The organism is Nonomuraea spiralis (assembly GCF_014648435.1).
Lineage (GTDB): Bacteria > Actinomycetota > Actinomycetes > Streptosporangiales > Streptosporangiaceae > Nonomuraea > Nonomuraea spiralis.
Genome location: NZ_BMRC01000030.1, coordinates 65,009 through 82,859, shown reverse-complemented (window position 1 = coordinate 82,859; position 17,851 = coordinate 65,009). Strand labels below are relative to the sequence as shown.

The window sequence follows — 17,851 nt, the reverse complement described above, 5'->3', positions numbered from 1 at the left end:
CCTGTAGACCCCGAGAACTGCGCCACTCGTTCGTCTTCATCCTGAGTGACCAAGGCGTGCCCATCGAGACCATCGCCGATCCCGTCGGGCACGCGGGCACAGCGTCACCGAGACGACCGGACCATCCGCACCCCGCCCGAGCAGCTCACCCAGCTGATCGCCGCCCGCGAGCCCTACTGGCCCAAGCTCAAGCAAGGCGCCGACGCCCTCGGCGCCAAGGACAAGTTCCGGCAGGACCCCACTTCATAGTTGCCACAACCGCACGGTGCCATCCCTGCCGCCGCTGGCCAGGATCTTGCGGTCCGGGCTGAACGCCACCGAGCCGACGCTGTCGGCGTGGCCGGTGAGAGGACGGCCGACGGTGGTGCGGGTGGCCACGTCCCACAACCGCACGGTGTCGCCGTAGCTGCCGGTGGCCAGGGTCTTGCCGTCGGGGCTGAACGCCACCACGGAGACATCGTCGTTGTGGCCCGTGAGAGGGCGGCCGATGGGGCTGCGGGTGGCCACGTCCCACAGTCGTACGGTGTCGTCGCCGCTGCCGGTGGCCAGGGTCCTGCCGTCGGGGCTGAACGCCACCGAGCCGACCCAGTCGGCGTGGCCGGTGAGGGGACGGCCGAGGGAGGTGTGGGTGGCGACGTCCCACAACCGTACGGTGTCGCCATCGTCGGCGACCAGGATCTTGCCGTCCGGGCTGAACGCCACCACGGAGATCGCGTCCATCGCATTGTCGTGGCCCGTGAGGGGGCGGCCGACGGGGTTGCGGGTGGCGACGTCCCACAGTCGTACGGTCTGGTCGCTGCCGCCGGTGGCCAGGGTCCTGCCGTCGGGGCTGAACGCCACCGCGGAGACCGGGCCGGGCGGGCCGTGATGCGTGAGGGGGTCGCCGATCGAGGCGTTGGTGGCCACGTCCCACAACCGCACGGTGTTGTCGTAGCTGCCGCTGGCCAGGATCTTGCCGTCCGGGCCGAACACCACCGCGGAGACCCCTCCGTCGTGGCCGGTGAGGGGCCGGCCGAGGAGGGCACGGGTGGCCACGTCCCACAACCGTACGGTGTTGTCGCCGCTGCCGACGGCCAGGATCTTGCCGTCCGGGCTGAACGCCACCGAGCCGACCCCGCCGTTGTGGCCAGTGAGGGGCTCGCCGAGAAGAGTGGCGGTGTCCCCGCGGCTCAAGGCGTAGTAGGCGACCGGCAGGGCGACGGCCAGTCCTGCGGCGCCCAGACCGGTGAACAGGCGGCGGCGGGTCAGGACCCGGCGCGGAGCGGCGACGACGTGGCCGTCGGTTGCCGATCCGGGCACGGCCTGCGCCCCGCGTCCCGGAGGGTCGGGCGCGTGGGGAGTCGGTGCCGGAGATGTCGTTTCGGCGAGCGTGGGGCTGTCAAGCCGGGTGGGAGGTCCGAACGCGGGGGCCGGGCCGTCAGCGGCACCTGGGAGGTGGGGAGCCGCTGAGTTGGTTTCGATGGCCTGCCGCATCGCGATGGCGTCCTGGTGGCGTTCTTGAGGGTCTTTGGCCAGCGCGGTCGCCAGTATCCGGTCCCAGAAGGAGGCCAGGGCCGGGTTCAGCTGTGAAGGCGGCGGCGGGGTCTTGTGGATGTGCTGGAAGAGCACGACAGCGGGTGAGCCCCCGGGGAAAGGCGGCCGGCCGGTGAGCATCTCGTACAACACGCATCCGGTGGAGTACAGGTCAGAGCGGGCGTCGGTGGGCTTGCCGTCGGCCTGTTCGGGCGACATGTAGGACGGGGTGCCGATCCGCGTTCCGGTGGCGGTCAGCCGGGTGGCCGTCTCCGACATGAGCTTGGCGATCCCGAAGTCCATCACCTTCACCCGCACCCGGCCGCCTGCGCGGTGGACCATGATGTTGGCGGGTTTGATGTCGCGGTGCACGATCTCCCGTTCGTGGCTGTGCTCCAACGCCTCCAGGACGGCCGCCACGATCCGCCCGGCCTCGTCCGGGGTCGGTGGCGTCTGGCGCAGCAGGTCGGCCAGTGTCCCGCCCTCCACCAGCTCCATCACGAGATACGGAACCGGTTCCGCACCCTCGGTGTCCTCTCCGATGTCATAGACGGTCGCGATGTTGGGATGCGACAAGCCCGCCGCCGCCCGCGCCTCCCGGCGGAACCGGGCCCGGAAGTCCTCATCGCGCAGCATCTGCGCGGGCAGCACCTTGACCGCCACGATCCGTTCCAGCTCCCGGTCACGCGCCCGGTACACCACCCCCATACCGCCGCGCCCCAACGGCTCCAGCAGCTCATACCGTCCCGACAGCACTCCCACCGCAACACCGCCGATCCCTGCGCCCTCCACGTGATCAACACCAAACTACGGACAAGGCCACCTTCTGGGCGGACGAACGAACGAGCCGTGGAGGTTCCACGCGCCTGATCACCTGTCGGACTTGCCCGGGCGCAGTTGCTCCAGTACGGCCCGCCCCTCCACCGTCGTCAGCGATGGTCGGGCCATACAGTGGCCGGGCCGGGCTGACCTCCTTTCGGCACCGCCGTTCTCGCCACCACCTTGCAGTGGAACACCGGGTTTCGAGGAGCCTTCTGATGGGCGTTCGGTTTCGCGCTGGCCGCCGCCGCACCAGCTGCTCTGCTGCCCGGCCGCCGGCGCCGCGAACAGGCCGACCGATCACTTGCTGCACGGCGGGTGGTAGGCAAGGGCGGGTGACACGTACTTCTTCCATAGATCGGGTGTCATGGCGTGACGTGTCGACGCGCACAGGATCGCGAAGGCACGCTCCGGGTCGGTCTGCCAGAGTCGTACGGTGCCGTCCTGGCCGCCGCTGATGAGCAGGGTTCCGCGTGGGCTGAACACCATGGCGTTGACCGAGCCGTTGTGGCCGGTGACCGGGAGTCCGTGAGCGGAGGTGGACGTGGGGGTGGAGGTGTCCCACAGCCGGATCTGGCCGACCGCGCCGCTGGCGAGCAGCCTGCCGTCCGGAGAAAAGCTCACACTGGAGACCACGCCGCCGGCGGGCAGCGGCGTCCCGACGACCTTCGGGGAGTCCGGCCGCGACAGGTCCCACAACCGGACCGTGTTGTCCGCGCCGCCGGCAGCCAGCAGCGAACGGGTGCTGACGTCAAGCGACATGAGTAGCGCATTGGTGGCGACATGGCCGGCCTGCACGGGAACGGCTCCGTCGCCCGTCCGCCAGACGTGGATCGTGCCGAACACTTCGCTGCTGTAGAGGTACGGTCCCCGGGGTGCGGCCGCCATGCCCTTGATCGGCAGTGACTGTCCGCGCAGCTCACCGCCGAGCGCTGTGGGGTGGGCCGGGTCCGTCACGTCCCAGGCGCGCAGTGCGCCGGAGTAGCCGCCTTGGAGATTCATCGAGGCCGCGGCCAGGGTGTGCCCCGTGGCGTCGAAGGCCAGCGCGGAGATCGACGCGAGCTGCCCGGCCGGTGCCTTACCGAGATCCACCGGACGGGCGGGTGCGGAGACATCCCACAGCCGTACGGCGCCTCCACGGTCACCAGTGGCCAAGATGGTCTTCTCGGACGTACCTGACCTGCCGTTTCTGAAGGCCACCGCGTCCACGATGTAGGGGGGCGACGGGAGCGCGCCGAGCGGGATCAGGCGGCCCGGGTCGGAGACGTCCCAGAGCGTGACGTGGAACCCGGAGGCCACGGCGAGCAGGCGGCCGTCGCCCGTGATCGCCAGCGAGTTGACGGACAGGCCGCCGCCCGTGACGGCCAGTGTCGGGGGCGATCGCCACAGCCGTATCGTGCCGTCGCCACTGCCGCTGGCAAGGGTGCGTCCCGTGGAGTCGAAGGCCAGGCTGCTGACAACGCTGGCGTGCCCTGGAAGCGGGGGGCCGAGCGTTCTGACATGGGCCGGGGCGCCGGTGTTCCAGAGGTAGATGCTCCCGGAGTTGTCCCCGGTGGCCAGCACATGCCCGTCCGGGCTGAAGGCGACCGCGCTCACAGTCGTGGACAGGAAGAGGGTGTCGCTCACCCTCGGCCGCTTGCGGTCCACGATGTCCCAGACCAGCACCCTGTTGTCGCCCCCGGCGGTGGCCATCATCTGTCCCCCGGGGGCGAACACCACTTGGTGAACGACGCCTGTGTGCCCGCCCAGCTCGCCGCCCAGCGGGGTGGGACGGGCTGGATCCGACACGTCCCACAGCCGGGTCAGCAGCCTGCGGTCAACCCCAGGACCGGTGCCCCCGGTGACGGCGAGGGTGGTCCCGTCCGGGCTGAACGCGACGGACGAGACGCCTTCACGCTGCCGGGACAGCACGGTACTCAGTCGCCGGGGACGTCGCGGATCCGCGACGTCCCACAGTTGCACGGTGCTCGTCGTGGTGCCGGGGGCCTCTGATCTGGTACCGAGGGCCAAGGTCCGGCCATCGGCGCTGAACTTCAGGCTCACCACCATGCCCTTCGACACGGTCACCGGAGCTGACAGCGCCACCGGGTGTCTGGCATCGGAGACGTCCAGGAGCCGAATGGTGCCGTCCGAACCGCCGCGGGCCAGCAGGCCGCCTCGCGGGCTGTAGGCGAGCTGCTGCACGGCGACTCGATCTCCAGCGCTGAGCTCGGAGGTCAGGGGGGCCGGACGAGTCCAGTCCGACACGTCCCAGAGCCGCAGCCGGCTGGAGCCTGTGGCGAGGGTGCCGTCCGGACCGAAGGCGACCACAGGGGAATTCGGGTAGTGTCCCGGCAGCGTTGTGGACTGCACGGCCCCCGCCTCCGTCATCAGCCGGGTACGTAGTGCGGGCGTCGGCCGCATCCGATACGCGGCCAGGTCGAGCTGTGCGGCAAGCGCTCCATTGGTCTCGCGCTGGCGGTCGGCCTCCGCCGTGACCCGTTCGAAGATCGCGTTGTCACGCTCCGCGACGGCGGCACCCTGCTTGTCCAGCGCGAATACGGCCAACCCCGAGGCCAGCAGCCCCAGCACGCATACCGTGGTCACCACCGCGTTCCGGATCCGCCGCTTGTGCCGCTCGTGCCGCTGGGAAGCGGCGATGAACGCCCTGACGAGCGGGCTGACCTCCGCGCGACTCAGGCCCGCCGCCCAACTGCGGGCCAGCTCCAGCCTGCCGCCCCCGTACAGGGCCGATACGTCTTTGCGCCGGCTACGCTCCCAGGCAACGGCCGCGTCTTCCGCTTCCTGGCGAATCAGGGCACTCGCCCCCCTCGCGCCCTGCCCGATCCAGTCGTCGCGCAGCCGTGGCCAGGCCCACAGCAGTGCTTCGTGAGTGATTTCGACGGTGACCGAGGCGTCCTCCCGCTCCACCCCTTGGGTGAGCAGCCGGGCGCGGGTGAAGTGCTCGGCGGCTTCCCCGGCGGTCCGCGGGTCGGCGGCGGCCAGCAACAGGTCTTCATGGGTACGGCGGCGGCTGGTGACCTCGCCGTTCTCGCCGATCCTGACCAGACCGAGGAACAACGCCCGAGCCGCCTGCTGGGCGGACGGCGTCGTCAGCTTCCCGAACTCGTTCTCCGCGGTGGTGGCGACCGCGCCGTCGATGCCGCCGGAGGCGCGGTAGCCGTCCAAAGTCAGGGCGTTGCCTCTGCGGTTCAGCCACGTCACCCGCAACGCGTGCGCGAGCAGCGGCAACCGTTCGGCCTTGTAGGTGCCTCCGTGCGGTCCGGCCGCGCCGCGCAGATCGTGCAGGATGATGTCGACCAGGCCCGGGGCGAGCGACAGGCCGCTTCGCCGGGCCGGTTCGGTGACGGCCCTGCGCACCTCGTCGTCGGTCATCGCACCGATGAAAACCTGATGCTTCGCCAGCGCGTCGCGAAGATGGGCGAAGTCGGCGCAGGAGCCGTAGAAGTCCGCGCGCAAACCGTAGAGAGCCAGCGCGACGGGCGGTTCGGCGCTGGGCGGGGGCATGTGTGCCGCCGTCGCGGTCAGGCCGGCGAGCGCGGTCACGAATCGGCGCTGTGCGGACTCGTCCTGGCACAGCGTGAACAGCTCCTCCAGTTGATCGACAACCAGGACGACCCTGCCGTCAGGCGGGAGTCCGAGCCGCTCGCGGATCAGAGCGCCCAGCCCGTCGGGACGGTCCTCCAGCGTCGCTGTGAGCAGCGCCTCGTCGGCCCCGATCAGTGTGCCGAGCTTCCCGGCGAGCGCTGCGAGCGGATCAGCCGTGGGGGTGAGCAGCAGCTGCGGCCAATGCCGGGAGCCAGGCAGTTGGCCGTTGGCCAGCGCCGGAAGCACGCCGGCATGCAGCAGCGACGATTTGCCAGCTCCGGAGGGCGCGACGACGGCCAGCGGGCTGCGGTCGGCAAGGCACAGTTCGAGCCGGTCCATGACGCTGCTGACCAGTGCCTCCCGCCCGAAGAACCACTCGGCCTCCTCCCCTTTGAACGAGTGCAGCCCCGGATACGGGCACGTCTCGCCCGCCGCCGGGCCACGACTCGATCGTCCGTCCTGAGCGCCGGCCGCGCGGGCCTGCTCCCAGCGCTTCTTCCACAGCTCATGCTGGTTGTGCCACCAGGCGTGCCTCAGGTCGTAGACGGGCGGGCTGCCGGCGTGCTCCAGCAGCACGCGGACCAGCGTCCACAACGGCACGAAGTCCTGAGCGGTGCTGCCCTTGCGGAACCAGTCGCTGACCGTCTGCGGAGTCAGTCTGGCCGTCGCCTGCCGCGTGCTGAGCAGCTCGTTGGCCCGGTCGATCAGGTCACGGCGCCGCAGCCTGGGTGTGCACTCGCGGGCCGCCTCCTCCAGCTCCTTCAACGCATCTCGCAACACCGCTCGCGTGGCGGGCAGATCGGCGTCACCGGTCATGCGCGCAGCTCTCCGGAGCGGGCGCCCGTCCGGAGCGGGCGCCCGTCCAGCGCGTCCGGCCCGTCCAGCGCGTCCGGCCCGTCCGGCCCGTCCGGCCCGTCCGGTCGGACGGGCGCCGGTAGGCAGGCTGACCTGGGCCGGAAGGCCCTCCATCCGGCCGCTCCGGCAATCGTTGGACGCCGGCTGCTCGCACGGTGTACTGACACCCACCGCAGCCGATCCTCCGGCTGCCGATCACGGGAGGGACACGTCGATGAACTCTGCGCTGTGGGTGCTGGTGCCGGTCATCAGCCTGGTGTGCGTGGCCACGACCGCCGTACTCATGGTTTGGGTGGCCATCCGGGGATGCGCCTCGGCCGATCGCGCACGTGTCCTGCGAGCCACGGCCGAAGTGATCCGCGCGGTGTGGGGCAGGCGATGACCACGCCAGGGCCACCGTGAGCTGACGTCCCATGTTCAACCACCCTTCGGCGACGACAAGGGGCGATGCCGCTCTGGTGTGCCTTCGGCTCTCCCCCAGGTGGCGATCGAGGCCGATGGGCACCCGCGTCCCCGGCAGCCCGATCCCCGTAGAGCAGGAGGAGCCTAATTCATCGATCACATCCCATGAGATGGAACGGCCGAACTGGCCCCAGGCCCCGAAGGCGTCACGACCCGGCCCGCCGCATCCACTGGCGTTCGGTGGGCTCGGCCGGGCTCGGCGCGGGAAGTTCGTCCGTGCTGGCTCAGCGCGTGCTCGCCGACCTCGAAGCCCGCCTCACCGAGCCGGCGGCGGGCTGACCGGGGCAGCCTATGCCTCGTGGGCAGAAGCGGGAGCGCCTGGTCCATCACGCCTTTCGATGATCGCGATCAGCTCCTCTGAGCTGACGTGGTCACCCTCATTCTTGATGATCCCCGCCAGGACCCCGGTGGCCGGCGTGGGGAACTCGAGAATGAACTTATCGGTCTCAATGTCGACCAGGATGTCGTTCAGTTCAACTTCCTGACCAGGCCTCTTACGCCAGTTGAGCAAGATGCCCTCCGAGACGCTCTAGGGGAACTGCGGGGCCTTGACCTCGACAAACGGCATCTTCACGTCCAGGTGGCTGAATGGGAAACCCGTGGGGCAAAGCCCCCAAAGGCGATGGAAGACGCGCAGTGCGGGCACGGAGTTCCACCCGCCACAGACAGCAGGCGGCAGCCGTCCGGCGGTCAGGTGCGTACCCGGCTCCACGAGGCGTCGTTGTCGACCCGCGCCTGCTCGCGGCGGTCGGCTGTGACACAGCCCCGGTCACCGATGGGCGAATACGAACCGCGGCAGCCTCCAGTCGGCGCAGCAACGACGGATCGGAGGCGCGCCGACGCCGAGGCGGAAGCAGCGAGGACGCAGCCGGGTGTCGTCGGCGGAGTGCTCGATCTCGGCGCGCAGGTCGTCCTGGGTGTAGAGCCATGATCGAGACACCTTGGCCTGCCGGGCGACGGCGTCGAAGGTGACGTGCCGGCCGACGGCGTCTATGCGGCGCAGCGCGGCGATGGCCCGCTGGCGGGTCCACTCGGCTCGGCGCCGGGCAGCGTCGACGATGTGATGGGTGTTGTCAGCTCGCATCGGCTTCTTCGGCCTCGTCCTTCTCGATCTCGCTGATCATGCGGTCCAGGTTGGCGAGCACCTGCTGGTTCGTCTCCGCGACCCGGGCCTGGCCCTCGCCGCCGTGGCGGAACGGGTCTTGGCCCATCGCGCCTGGGCGAGTGGCCCGTCAAGGTCAAGGGACGCCCGCTGACCTTGGTCGCCTTCTCCCGGCGACGCCGGACGGTCTGGTCGGTGATCTTGGTGTAGCGGACGGTCATCTGCATGGAATCGTGGTCGAGGAGCAATCGGATGACTTCCAGTGGAACCGGCGACCGGTCCACTCCGGGAAGCAACACCCCGTCATGCCCAAAGTGCTTTCGTCAGAGATTTCAGGATCGCCGGCTGTACCTGCCAGAGGACGTCAGGTACAGCTGACAGCGTGGGCCGCACACCCCACAACAAGGAGTTGGCTGGATGAGCGGCATCGAAGTGACCCTGGTAGAACTCGAGCAGCGGATGCTGGACGCGGACGCCGCCTTTGACGAGAGGTTTTTCGAGGAGTACTGCGCCGATGACTTCGTAGCCATGGGGCATTTCGGCATCGTGTCCAGGCAGCAGGTTCTCGACATGTACGTCAAGGGAAGCGGGAACCCGGACCGGCGCAACCGGGCACACGATGTTGTGGTCAAACCGCTCGGCGACGCAGGAGCCGTGGTCACCTACAAGCTGACAAGCACCAGCGGCGATGAGACGTCCTCATGGCATGCGTCGACGGTCTATCGCCGGACCTCCGAGGGCTGGCGGGTCGTCCTCCTCCACCAGACACCCATGTAGGGCGCGGCGTGCCGTGATGACGTTCGGACGGCCCGTCTCGCTGCCCTGGTCCCAGGTCAGCGAGCGCTTGAGATGGGCGGGCAGCGTGGCCATGGTCTCCACCAGGGCGTCACGCACGCGATCGGCGGTCCGGTCGATGGGCAGGTGGACGAGCATCACGTAGCACGTCGTGCGCGCACCTCCTGCCCGGTCGCGTGAGTTGTTCGAAGCCTGCCTCCAGCCACACAGCCAGGGAATCCCGCGCCCGGGGCGGGCGGCGCCGGCCTGTCCGATGCGATACGCGTGGAGTGTGACGTCCCCGGCGACGAAGGTGTGCAGGAACGCCTGTCGGGCGGTGTTCCGGCTCCCGTGTGCCAGGCTTACCGGTCACTGCTTGCCTGCCAGGGATGGGTGCGCCGTTTGGGGAGCGCCGTCCGTGAAGCGACATCCAGAAGAGATGGTCAGTAGTGGAGTGATGACAATCCGCTGACTTGGCCGGTGGTGCACGTTCCACCTGACGTATCGGTTTACGCCTTCCTTTCTGCTCGCACGGTGGGGCTGGCCCTACCACTATGCGGGGGACGTCCTGCTTGGGGCGAGCCCGCGCAGGAGAATAGCGTGCTCCCGTGATCAAGAAATTCCCCCGCATCGCGGCTCTCACCTGCGCCGCGCTCCTGGCCATTGCGCCTGTGACGGCGACCGCCGCGACCGCGACTCCCGCAAGAGGCGCCCTGGTGAAGGCCGAGCGGGTGAGCCGCATGACAGGCAGCGAAGTCAACGCGTTCCTCGGCAAGGCGGGCTTTCCCGCGATCGAGAACGCCAAGGGCGTCGACGTCTACCGGGTCAGCTACCGCACCGTTGACGCGAACGGCGGGCCCACCACGGCGACCGGTTCACTCGTCCTGCCCCAGACCCCCGCCCATGAGCTTCGCGTCGTCAGCTACAGCCACGGCACAATGGCCGACAGGCGGGAGGCACCCTCGGTGGCGTCCACGGGGGAAGGCCGCTATCTGCCGGTCTACTTCGCCACGCACGGCTTCGCCGCGGCCGCGGCCGACTATCTCGGCCTGGGCGAAGGGCCGGGCGCGCACCCGTACATGCATACCGCCACCGAGGCCGGCGCCTCCATCGACCTCCTCAAGGCCGCCCGGAGGCTCGCCGGGCAGCAGCAGGTCACGTTCGACAAGCGGATCATGGTGACCGGCTTCTCCCAGGGTGGCCACGCCGCCATGGCCCTCGGCGCGGCCCTGCAGAAGGACCGGGACCTGGACGTGTCGGCGATCGCGCCGATCAGCGGCCCGTTCGACATCGAGCACGCAGAATTTCCCGCCGCGGTCGACGGCAGGCTCGACGGCCGATCGGCGGCGTTCTATCTCGCGTACTGGCTGACCTCGATGGACCGCGTCTACGACGTCTACGACGAACCGTCCGAGGCGTTCCGCCCGCCGTACGACGCGAAAGTGACGGACCTGCTCGACGGGAGCCATGACCTGGGCACCATCGCGGCCGCTCTGCCGTCCACGGTGGACGAGCTTCTCACCCCGGCCTATCTCGGCAAGCTCGGCAAGCCTACGGGCCGGCTGTTGAAGGCGATCAGGCGCAACGACACCACGTGCCGCGACCTGCGGCCCGGTGCGTCGGTGCGGCTTTTCGCCGCCACCGGCGACCGCGACGTGGTTCTCGCCAACTCCGAGAGCTGCCTGAAGGACCTACGGGCGCGGCACGTCGATGCGTCTCTCATGGATGTCGGCGGCGTGAACCACCTGACCTCGCTCAGGCTCTCGCTGCCCAAGGTGCTGGCCTGGTTTCAGCAGGGGGCAGGCACCGCTGCCGGCTGAACAGCCGGCAGGCCGCGCTTACGGGGCGCCATCCGTGGGAGGCGCCCGGGAGACTGTCAGGAGCGACGTGGACGGGGCCGCGTATTACCCTGCTCAGCCCGATCTTCCTCGCGGTCGAACAGCTACCCGCCGACTCTGGATCGGACAGATCGCCGCGCGGACGTCCGCTCCGCTGATCTCAGGCGAAGCGGGTACGCGGATCGTCCCGGCGTAATTGCTCAGACACTGCCCTCTGCTGCGGTGTTGTCGGCCGACAGGTCGGCGAGGATCTGCGTGAGGGTGGACTTGATGCCCTGGATACCGTCGGCCCCGACGATGCCGGCCCAGCGGGCCTCCAGCCCGGCGAAGTAGGCGGCGCTGATCTCGGCGGCCCGGGTGCCCCGGTCGGCGAAGATGACAACCCTGCCTCGGCCATCGGCCGGATCGGGAACGCGTCGCACGTAGCCGTGTTGTTCCAGGTGACCCACGAGTTCGCTCATCGCTTGCGGGGTCATCCCGGCTCTGCGGGCCAGTGTGGTGGGCCGGGTGCCGCCGCAGTCCATCAGCCGGAACACGTTCAGGTAGTGAGTGGGACGTAGATCCTTGCACCCGTTCTCGACCAGGTGGCGGAGCAGCCCGTCGAGGATCAGGTTGAACGTCTGCCCGATGAGCTGCAACAGGAGCGGCTCATCGGTTGTAGATTGTTCGGCCACCTTATAACCTAACCTTATAAAGCTTCCTGAAGAGTTTCAGCATAGCCGAAGGAGACGAGATGCCCCGCCCCTCCCCCGCACGTCCAGTGAGGTGGCGCAGGGGCGCCAGGAACGCCGGCGGGACACTCCTCATCCTGTTGGGTCTGCTGTGGATCCTCCAGGGTGCCGACGTGGTACGAATCGATCCCATCTTGTGCGTCGCCGACTGCCGGCCCATCACCGGCGGATCACCCGGCTGGCTGGCCATCGGGGTGGCCGCCGCGTTGGCCGGAGCCTTGCTCGTAGGTGTGCGAAGAGGTCGGCGCCGGGGAGGTGGCGAATCGGGACTCGAACGTCCCGTGGATGGCCGTTGAGAGGTAGATGCCGCCATCTACGGGGTGCATGCAGCACGGGCCCGGTCCTCTGGTCTGTTCACCATGCGGTGTGCAACTTGTCCTCATCGCCGCCGACATCGCCCGCCGCCGTTTCCCGCCGCCGTTTCCCGCCGCCCGACGACACCGAGCACGGCACAGAGCTCTGGAAGCGCAAGTCGGCCCCACCAGCCGCCATCTGCGGTGTTCCCGCAGGTCAGGCACTTGGGTAGCTCAGCCGGCCGAGTGCGTCACACGGCCTCTCGCGGCGAGGCGGTGCCCGGGCCCGGCAACCGCACGGTTACCACCAGGCCGCCGCCATGGCGAGGCACGGCCGTTACCGAGCCGCCGTGACCGCGGGCGATGGAGCGCACGATGGACAGTCCGAGGCCGAACCCCCTCCCACCGCCGGTACGCTCGCGGTTGAGACGCCGGAACGGCTGGAACAGCGACTCGATCTCGTAGTGCGGCACGATGGGCCCCGAGTTGGCCACGGTCAGCACCGCGTCCTCGCCGACGGTCTTCGTGCTCACGCAGACGAGCCCGGAGGGCACGTTGTGCTCGACGGCGTTCTCGATCAGGTTCTGGACCAGCCGTTCGAGCAGGATCGGATCGCCTCTGGTGATCGCGGCGGCCGCGCCGTCGCAGGGCACGCCGCGCTGGTCGCACACGTGGCCGGCGATGTCGGCCAGGTCGACGGGGGTGCGCTCGGTGATGCCGTGCTCGGAGTCGGCCAGCGTGAGCAGGCCGTCGATCAGCCGTTCGTGCCGTTCGTTGACGGTCTGCAACGACGTGCCGAGCTGGATGCAGTCCTCCGAGGCACCCTGCCTGCTGACCGCTAGCTCCACCAGCATCCTGTTCATGGCCAGCGGGGTGCGCAATTCGTGAGAGGCGTTGGCGACCAGCCTGCGCTGTCCGTCGAAGGCCGCGTCCAGTTGCTCCACCATCAGGTTGAAGGCGTCGGCCAGGTCGCGTACCTCGTCTTGCGGGCCGTTCATGACGATCCGTTCGTGCAGTCCCCGCCCCGCGCCCCCGGCCAGCCGCCGCGCGGTCTCGGTGACGCGGTGCAGGGGCTGCAGCGCGTGGCCCGCCACCAGCCAGCCGAACCCGACCGAGGCTGCGCCGACCAGCAGCAACCCCATCGCGCCCTGCGATATCAGGGAGGTGGTGGTCGCCGTACGGATCCGTTCGCTCAACATCTGCCGTCCCTCGTCCATCGGCGGTTCAGATGGCGTGGACGACAGGATGTGCTTGCCGCTGATGGCCGATGGCACCTGCTGGGACACCAGCAGGGTCGTGACGCCGAGCAGCACCACTCCGCCCACCAGGAAGAACGCCGCGTACACCAGGGTCAGCCTGGCCCTGATCGTGAGCTTCTTCATGCGATCCGGTACCCGGAGCCGGGAATGGTGTCGATCACGGGGACCTCCAGCTTGCGGCGCAGCTTCAGAATGGTCACCCGCACGACGCCGGTGAACGGGTCGGTGTGTTCATCCCAGGCCCGCTCCAGCAGGTCCTCGGCCGACACCACCGCCCCGTCGGCGCGCAGCAACTCGGCGAGAACGGCGAACTCCTTGCGCGACAGCGCGACGTAACGCCCATCGCGGTAGACCTCCCGCCTGGCCAGATCCATCCGAATGCCACGGCGGCTGAGGACCGGAGGCGTGGCGGGCCCGGTGCGCCGCAGCAGCGCCTGTACTCTGGCCGACAACTCGGCCAGCGCGAACGGCTTGGGCAGGTAGTCGTCGGCGCCGAGTTGGAGGCCCGCCACCCGATCCCGTACGGCCGCAGCAGCGGTCAGCATGAGAACGCGGGTTCGTGTGGCCGATTCCACGATCGATCGGCACACGTCGTCGCCATGGACGGCGGGCAGATCACGGTCAAGGATGACCACGTCGTAGTCGTTCACTCCGAGCCGCTCGAGCGCCGAGCCGCCGTCGTTGACCACGTCAACGGCCAGCGCGTCGCGACGCAGCCACTCGGCGATGCCGTCGGCCAGCACCGGTTCGTCCTCAACGATCAGAACACGCACGCTCAGGAGTTCTATCCGGTTGGGTGTATCGCCACCGTTAACGTTCGCGCTAACGCCACGGTAATCGGCTCTGCGATGAACTCCGGGCCATGAAGACGAAGACGCTGATCAGGCTCCTCGCCATGGGCCTCGTCCTTACCGCCTGCGGCGCCCAACCCGAGACCAGGGTCGCCACCGCGAGCGGCGCCACGGCGAGCGCGGCCGCGAGCCCTTCGGCCGCCGGCGACGCCGAGCTGGCCTTCGCCCGGTGCATGCGAGGTGAGGGCGTCGACATCAAGGACCCGACCAACGGCCGCTTCGAGGTCAGCAGCGACATCGCCGAGAAGAAGAAGATGGACGCCGCGATGGCCAAATGCGGTGGCCTCCTGCCCGGCGGCCGGGGAGGCAAGCCGAGTCCGCAAGATCTCGACAGCGCGCGCAAGCAGGCCAGGTGCATGCGCGAGAACGGGTACCCCACGTTCCCCGACCCCGACCCCAGCGGAAGGCTCAAGCTGGACGTCGGCGCCCTCGGAGCCGGCCCTGACGACCCGAAGTTCAAGGCCGCCATGGAAAGGTGCCGCGCGGCATGACCGGCCGGCTCGCGGCCGGGTCGCTGATCCTCGCGGCGGTCTGCGCCACCACCGCGGTAATCGTGTTCGGCGGGCGCGGAGACGAACCGGTCACCCACGACGCCGTGCCCGCCGCTCTCGCCGAGATCACCAAGCAGGACCTGGCCGACACCACGACGGCTACGGGGATCGTGGGCTACGGCCGGGAGCGCCCGCTCGCCGCGGCCACTCCCGGCACGGTCACCGCGCTCCCAGCCATCGGCTCGACGGTCCGGCGCGGTGGCGTGCTGTTCAAGGTCGACCAGATCCCCACCGTGCTCTTGTACGGCAAGGTGCCCGGCTACCGAACGCTGCGGCCCGGCGCGCGAGGGGCCGATGTCCGGCAGTTGGAAGAGAACCTGCGTGAACTCGGCTATCGCGGTTTCACCGTCGACGACGTGTTCAGCAGGGAGAGCACGCGGGCCGTACGCAGGTGGCAGAAGGACCTCGGTGTCAAGCAGACAGGCGTGGTCGAGTTCGGCCGGGTTGTCTTCCAGCCGGGCGCCGTCCGCGTCAACGACCAGACGGCAGGGCCTGGGACGCTTGTCCGTCCGGGCTCTCCACTCCTCACCGTTACCGGGAGCGCGCATTTGGTCACCGTACGGCTGGATGAGACGGAGTATCGGCTGGCCAGGATCGGCGCGACGGCGACGGTCAAGACACCGGCCGGCGAACAGGTTCAGGGAAAGGTCGCCACGGCGCAGTTCGTGGTCAATTCCGATCAGGGAGGCACGACCACGAAGGTCGAGCTGACCGTGGCGATCGGAGCCGTGGGCTTCGATCGGGCGGCGGTCGATGTGACGCTCGTCTCCGAGGTGCGCAAAGACGTTCTCACGGTGCCGGTCGCGGCGCTCCTGGCGCTGTCCGAGGGCGGGTACGGCGTCGAACTCGCCGACGGCCGGATCGTTCCGGTCCGGACGGGGCTCTTCGCCGGCGGGCGTGTCGAGGTGTCGGGACAGGGACTAACCGCCGGCCTGAAGGTGGGGATGCCGACATGATCGCGCGGCTCGAGGGCGTCACCAAGGCCTACCCCGGTGGTGTCATCGCGCTGGATGACGTCTCGCTGGAGGTCGAGAAGGGCGAGCTGCTGGCCATCGTCGGGCCGTCCGGGTCGGGAAAGTCCACCATGTTGCACATCCTCGGCACCTTGGACCGGCCCACCAGTGGCCGGGTGCACCTCGACGGCCAGGACGTGGGCACGCTGCCGGACCACGCCCTGTCGGAGCTGCGGGCCACCAGGATCGGGTTCGTGTTCCAGCAGTTCCACCTGACCACAGGCGCGTCGGCGCTGGACAACGTGGCCGACGGACTGCTGTACGCAGGGGTGCCGCTCGGGCAGCGGCGCGCCCGGGCGCTGGAGGCGCTCGACCAGGTGGGGCTCGGCCATCGCGTACGGCACCGGCCGCACGAACTGTCCGGCGGCGAGCGGCAGCGCGTGGCCATCGCACGGGCGGCCGTGCGCAGGCCTGTCTTGCTGCTGGCCGACGAGCCGACGGGCAACCTCGACTCGGTGGCAGGCGCGGGCGTGCTCGTGCTGCTACGAGAGCTGAACGCGTCAGGGACCACGATCGTGGTGATCACACACGACTTGGAGATCGCGCACGCCCTGCCCAGGCAGGTGCGCATGCGGGACGGGCGGGTGCTGCCATGACGACGCTGTCGGCCAGGGACGTGATCAGGGTGGGCGGGGCCGGGCTGCGCACCCGGCCGCTGCGAGCCCTCCTGTCGGCCCTCGGCGTCGCCATCGGGATCGCCGCGATGGTGTCGGTCGTCGGGATCTCCGCCTCCAGCCGAGCCGAGCTGGACCGGACCCTGGCCAGGCTCGGCACCAACCTGCTCACAGTCGCGCCGGGTCAGACCGTGTTCGGCAAGCAGGCGCAGCTGCCGCGGGAGGCGGCGGCCATGATCCGCAGGATCCGCCCGGTGACGGGTGCCGCCGCTACCGCGCTGCTGCCCGACGCGCACGTGTACCGCAACGATCGGATCCCCGCGGCCGAGAGCGGCGGCATCGCCGTCGTCGCCACAGAGCTGACCGTCCCCGATCTCGTCGGGGCGGCTGTGGCGCGAGGCACCTGGCTCAACGGCGCGACGGCGAGGTACCCGGCCGTCGTGCTGGGCTCGACGGCGGCCGAACGGCTGGGCGTCACGACACTGGGACGGCAGGTGTACCTGAGTGGACACTGGTTCACCGTCATCGGGATGCTGGACGCGGCACCGCTCGCGCCGGAGTTGGACTCCTCCGCGCTGATCGGCTGGCCCGCTGCCGCACGGTACCTGTCGTTCGACGGGCATCCGACCACGATCTACACCCGCACCGAGGACTCGGCCGTGGAAGCGGTGCGCGCCGTGCTGGCCGCCACCGCCAAACCTCAGGTGCCCGGCGAGGTGAACGCGTCCAGGCCGTCCGACGCGCTCGCCGCCCGCCAGGCGACAGACCGGGCCCTGACCGGCCTGCTGCTCGGCCTCGGCGCGGTCGCCCTGGTCGTCGGGGGTGTGGGCGTGGCCAACACCATGGTCATCTCGGTCCTGGAACGCAAGGCCGAGATCGGGCTGCGGCGGTCACTGGGCGCCACGCAGGGGCAGATCCTCCTCCAGTTCCTGGCCGAGGCGCTGCTGCTGTCCGGTCTCGGCGGTCTCGGCGGCCTGTTCCTGGGCACCGCGGTGACCGGTGTGTACGCGACCGTTCAGGCCCTCCCGATGGTGATCCCCATCTGGGCACTGGTAGGCGGTCTGGTCGCCACCCTGCTGGTCGGCGGCCTGGCTGGGCTCTACCCCGCCATCCGTGCCGGCCATCTGGCCCCGACAGAGGCGCTGGCCTCGCCTTGACCGGCCGCCATCACACCACTGGATCGGCGGCAGCGCGCTGGGCGCGGCGCTGCGGGAACGTCGCCCTCCGGTCCGCAGAGCCGGCGCATGACGCGGTCGAGCCCTTCGCCGCGCTCTCCCGGACCGTGCCCGAGCCGCTTGAACAACAACTGGTACCCATACGGCTGGTCCCGGCGTTCCCAGCTCTCGGTCGCGACGGCATCCAGCAGGCTGTCCTTGCCCATGAAGTGCCGGTACGGCGCTCCCCGCGTCACGCCTGCCCGCGCGCCGACGGCGATGAATGCCGTGCCCGTGGCAGGCGGGGCCGCGATGGCTGGCCACACCCGCACCCGCGAGGTCTGCGGCGACGACCCCGAGATCACCCCAGGGCTGAAGGAGTTCTCACCTCGTGAGCCCCAGGGCGATCAGCGGGTTGTGGAAGTCGTCGCGTGC

At 69.8% G+C, this 17,851-nt stretch carries 18 protein-coding genes and 1 pseudogene; 9 read left to right on the top strand and 10 right to left on the bottom strand.

Annotated features, from left to right (window positions below; translation table 11 throughout):
• Positions 1 to 45 precede the first annotated feature (45 nt).
• Positions 46 to 249 carry a hypothetical protein gene (locus tag IEZ27_RS44085; protein WP_189652706.1) on the top strand — a complete coding sequence of 68 codons (204 nt, stop codon included), beginning with the start codon at positions 46 to 48 and terminating at the stop codon, positions 247 to 249.
• On the opposite strand, the gene IEZ27_RS44080 is transcribed toward IEZ27_RS44085, so the two are convergent.
• On the bottom strand, positions 244 to 2,274 hold the full coding sequence (locus IEZ27_RS44080) for a protein kinase domain-containing protein (protein WP_189652705.1): 2,031 nt from the start codon (positions 2,272 to 2,274) through the stop codon (positions 244 to 246). The two genes, IEZ27_RS44085 and IEZ27_RS44080, sit on opposite strands and share 6 nt — an antisense overlap.
• A gap of 357 nt (positions 2,275 to 2,631) precedes the next feature.
• Positions 2,632 to 6,735 carry an nSTAND1 domain-containing NTPase gene (locus tag IEZ27_RS44075; protein ID WP_189652704.1) on the bottom strand — a complete coding sequence of 1,368 codons (4,104 nt, stop codon included), beginning with the start codon at positions 6,733 to 6,735 and terminating at the stop codon, positions 2,632 to 2,634.
• 253 nt (positions 6,736 to 6,988) lie between these two features.
• Here IEZ27_RS44075 and IEZ27_RS44070 point away from each other — a divergent pair, with 253 nt between their 5' ends.
• Both IEZ27_RS44070 and IEZ27_RS44065 read left to right on the top strand, forming a co-directional pair.
• Positions 6,989 to 7,156 (top strand): hypothetical protein, encoded by a 168-nt coding sequence (locus IEZ27_RS44070; protein ID WP_189652703.1) that lies wholly within the window; start codon positions 6,989 to 6,991, stop codon positions 7,154 to 7,156.
• Positions 7,157 to 7,341: 185 nt separating this feature from the next.
• Positions 7,342 to 7,515, top strand: coding sequence for a hypothetical protein (locus IEZ27_RS44065; RefSeq protein WP_189652702.1), 174 nt, complete (start codon positions 7,342 to 7,344; stop codon positions 7,513 to 7,515).
• 10 nt (positions 7,516 to 7,525) lie between these two features.
• Here IEZ27_RS44065 and IEZ27_RS44060 read toward each other — a convergent pair whose 3' ends face one another.
• The 3 genes from IEZ27_RS44060 to IEZ27_RS44050 form a co-directional block, all read right to left on the bottom strand.
• Positions 7,526 to 7,750 carry a biotin/lipoyl-containing protein gene (locus tag IEZ27_RS44060; RefSeq protein WP_308427351.1) on the bottom strand — a complete coding sequence of 75 codons (225 nt, stop codon included), beginning with the start codon at positions 7,748 to 7,750 and terminating at the stop codon, positions 7,526 to 7,528.
• A 255-nt stretch (positions 7,751 to 8,005) separates the two neighbouring features.
• Positions 8,006 to 8,320, bottom strand: coding sequence for a DUF6262 family protein (locus IEZ27_RS44055; RefSeq protein WP_189652700.1), 315 nt, complete (start codon positions 8,318 to 8,320; stop codon positions 8,006 to 8,008).
• The gene (locus IEZ27_RS44050; protein WP_189652699.1) at positions 8,310 to 8,447 is read right to left on the bottom strand and encodes a hypothetical protein; all 138 of its coding nucleotides are present in this window, start codon (positions 8,445 to 8,447) and stop codon (positions 8,310 to 8,312) included. Before IEZ27_RS44050 ends, IEZ27_RS44055 begins: the two co-directional genes overlap by 11 nt.
• Positions 8,448 to 8,755: 308 nt before the next feature.
• Between IEZ27_RS44050 and IEZ27_RS44045 the strand changes: the two genes are divergently transcribed.
• Positions 8,756 to 9,115, top strand: a complete 360-nt coding sequence (locus tag IEZ27_RS44045; protein ID WP_189652698.1) for a nuclear transport factor 2 family protein — start codon at positions 8,756 to 8,758, stop codon at positions 9,113 to 9,115.
• Between the two features lie 36 nt (positions 9,116 to 9,151).
• Here the strand turns inward: IEZ27_RS44045 and IEZ27_RS54495 are convergent.
• Positions 9,152 to 9,289 (bottom strand): annotated as a pseudogene (locus IEZ27_RS54495) (IS30 family transposase); the annotation flags it as partial.
• Between the two features lie 539 nt (positions 9,290 to 9,828).
• Here IEZ27_RS54495 and IEZ27_RS44040 point away from each other — a divergent pair.
• A complete protein-coding gene (locus tag IEZ27_RS44040) occupies positions 9,829 to 10,932 on the top strand; it encodes an alpha/beta hydrolase family protein (protein ID WP_189652697.1) in 1,104 nt (367 codons plus the stop codon).
• Positions 10,933 to 11,150: 218 nt separating this feature from the next.
• Here the strand turns inward: IEZ27_RS44040 and IEZ27_RS44035 are convergent, their stop codons facing one another.
• The 3 genes from IEZ27_RS44035 to IEZ27_RS44025 form a co-directional block, all read right to left on the bottom strand.
• The gene (locus IEZ27_RS44035) at positions 11,151 to 11,588 is read right to left on the bottom strand and encodes a MarR family winged helix-turn-helix transcriptional regulator (RefSeq protein ID WP_189652696.1); all 438 of its coding nucleotides are present in this window, start codon (positions 11,586 to 11,588) and stop codon (positions 11,151 to 11,153) included.
• Between the two features lie 637 nt (positions 11,589 to 12,225).
• Positions 12,226 to 13,356, bottom strand: a complete 1,131-nt coding sequence (locus tag IEZ27_RS44030) for a sensor histidine kinase (RefSeq protein WP_189652695.1) — start codon at positions 13,354 to 13,356, stop codon at positions 12,226 to 12,228.
• Entirely contained in the window at positions 13,353 to 14,006 is a 654-nt protein-coding gene (locus IEZ27_RS44025) for a response regulator transcription factor (protein ID WP_189652694.1), read from the bottom strand. The genes IEZ27_RS44030 and IEZ27_RS44025 overlap by 4 nt, the downstream gene beginning before the upstream one ends.
• An 89-nt stretch (positions 14,007 to 14,095) precedes the next feature.
• On the opposite strand from IEZ27_RS44025, the gene IEZ27_RS44020 reads away from it, so the two are divergent.
• Genes IEZ27_RS44020 through IEZ27_RS44005 form a run of 4 tightly spaced genes read left to right on the top strand, consistent with a single transcriptional unit; the run spans position 14,096 to position 17,419 of the window.
• Complete coding sequence (locus IEZ27_RS44020) at positions 14,096 to 14,575, top strand: hypothetical protein (RefSeq protein ID WP_189652693.1); 480 nt, start codon at positions 14,096 to 14,098, stop codon at positions 14,573 to 14,575.
• Positions 14,572 to 15,591 carry a peptidoglycan-binding protein gene (locus IEZ27_RS44015; protein ID WP_189652692.1) on the top strand — a complete coding sequence of 340 codons (1,020 nt, stop codon included), beginning with the start codon at positions 14,572 to 14,574 and terminating at the stop codon, positions 15,589 to 15,591. Before IEZ27_RS44020 ends, IEZ27_RS44015 begins: the two co-directional genes overlap by 4 nt.
• Positions 15,588 to 16,244, top strand: coding sequence for an ABC transporter ATP-binding protein (locus IEZ27_RS44010; protein WP_189652691.1), 657 nt, complete (start codon positions 15,588 to 15,590; stop codon positions 16,242 to 16,244). Before IEZ27_RS44015 ends, IEZ27_RS44010 begins: the two co-directional genes overlap by 4 nt.
• Positions 16,241 to 17,419 carry an ABC transporter permease gene (locus IEZ27_RS44005; protein WP_189652690.1) on the top strand — a complete coding sequence of 393 codons (1,179 nt, stop codon included), beginning with the start codon at positions 16,241 to 16,243 and terminating at the stop codon, positions 17,417 to 17,419. The genes IEZ27_RS44010 and IEZ27_RS44005 overlap by 4 nt, the downstream gene beginning before the upstream one ends.
• Here the strand turns inward: IEZ27_RS44005 and IEZ27_RS44000 are convergent.
• Positions 17,362 to 17,742, bottom strand: coding sequence for a helix-turn-helix domain containing protein (locus IEZ27_RS44000; RefSeq protein ID WP_268246122.1), 381 nt, complete (start codon positions 17,740 to 17,742; stop codon positions 17,362 to 17,364). The two genes, IEZ27_RS44005 and IEZ27_RS44000, sit on opposite strands and share 58 nt — an antisense overlap.
• Positions 17,743 to 17,851 lie beyond the last annotated feature (109 nt).